This window comes from Spirillospora sp. NPDC000708, from assembly GCF_040299565.1.
In the GTDB taxonomy this organism is placed as follows: Bacteria; Actinomycetota; Actinomycetes; order Streptosporangiales; family Streptosporangiaceae; genus Spirillospora.
Genome location: NZ_JBEPCJ010000230.1, coordinates 1 through 1,665, shown reverse-complemented (window position 1 = coordinate 1,665; position 1,665 = coordinate 1). Strand labels below are relative to the sequence as shown.

Annotated in this window: 1 protein-coding gene; it reads right to left on the bottom strand. The window is 69.7% G+C overall.

Annotated elements, in window-relative coordinates; all coding sequences use genetic code 11:
* Nucleotides 1–609: 609 nt before the first annotated feature.
* Nucleotides 610–1,665: HNH endonuclease signature motif containing protein (locus tag ABT299_RS52610; RefSeq protein WP_500255470.1), on the bottom strand; the 1,056-nt coding region annotated here is incomplete at its 5' end.

Here is a 1,665-nt window from a genome sequence, read left to right as displayed (position 1 = left end):
GTCCACCCTTGACTTTGGAGCCTCTGCGGCCCCTAGGCAGGTGATGGGGGCAGGCTCCGCCTGCCCCGCCCCCGGGTCGCGCCACCCCACCACCGTCTTCCGTAAGGTGCGAAGAGGACCGAAGGCAACACCGCAACACCTGATCGGAAACGAGCCGCCCCCGATGTGGTGTGTTGCTGGGTCACTGGCATCACGGGCCGTGGGGTGTTGGCGTGCTGCGTTAGGCAGGCGGCCTTGGCTATTGCCTTGGTGTATCGCGCTGTCAAGTCGGGACCGCACCGTCATGGGGGGGCAGGTTGGCTCACCCGTCGTGGGTGGCGGCTGCGGGTGAACCTGCGCGCGGCGCGGGCCGGGATAGATGGGTGTTAGGCGGTGGTGAGGCTGCTATGCGGTTCGGTCCGGGGCGGTGTTGGTCGGTGCTGCTGGGCGGCGTAGTGGCCGGGTGAAGAACGGGGGACAGGCTCCGCAAAGGGCTGTCTGGTGGGGCACCCGCAATTGGTGTGAGGCAGTCGCCTGGCGTGTGAGCATGCCGGGGCCGCCCGTCATCGGTGTGGATGCGGGCGGACCGGCACAGGGCACGGCTGGGAGCGGTGTTGCGGTGGTGGGTGGTTACGCAGCCCAGTCGAGGGCCGAGTCGGGTGGGCCGATGCTGCCTGGTGGTCCAGCCCCGGTCGCGGACCCTCTGGCATCGGCCGGTGGCAGCAGCCGGTACACGTACCGCCCGTCCCGATCCTTGGTGATCTGGATCTGGTCGGGGCGACTGTGCTTGAAGCGGTTATGCCATCCGCACGTCAGCGCGAGCTGATCGATGTCGGTGGGCGATCGCCCGAGCGCCCAGCCATGCACGTGATCCACTTCGCACAGCGTCCCGGGCACTTCGCAGCCTCGTACCGCACAGGAGGAGTAGAGCGTCTCCAGGACTTGGCGTTGTGCTGCGGAGGCGAACCGTTCCCGGTAGCCCAGGTACAGCGGGGTGTTCCCGCGCCCGAGCAGGAGGGGTGAGACTCCGGCGGCTAGGGCGATGCGGCGAGCTTGTGCGGCGGGGATGGGAGTGCCGTCGGTGAGGCGGGCGGGAGCGTTGCCGCCGGTGAGCGTCTCCAGGTCGCAGATGACGGTGACCTTGGAGGCCTTGTGCCCGCCCGAGAGCACGCTGGACAGGGCGGCTGCGGTGCGTTCGGGGAGGTCGCGTCGGTCGTCGGGTCCGGCCGGCTTGGCCAGCGGCGCCAGGGTGCCGTCCCAGATGGCGGCGTCTTCGGGGTTCAGCCAGCCCTTGACGTACCGGCCGCCGTCCAAGGAACGCGTGGTCGTCAGCCAGGACTTGTCGTAGCCCCGCTTGGTGTCCTCATCCGGTGCTTCTTCGACATCGTCGCGCTCGGCGATGAGATCGCGGATCCGGCGCCCGAACGCGGCTACCTTCCCGGCCGAGAAGCCCTGCTCGACGAACCCGAGGAGGACTGTCTCGGCCTCGGCGCAGTCGTGGTCGTCGAGACGCGCGACCGAGTCGGCGACGGTGACGGCGTAGCCGTAGGACAGCTCCCCGGCCGCGAGCTGTGCGCAGACCTGCGGGAGACGATGACGCTGCCGGGCGAGGGTGAGGCGCTCCTTGGCTCGGCTGTCGCGCATGCCCAGCCGCGACCGCAGCCACGCCTGTGCGGAGGGATATCC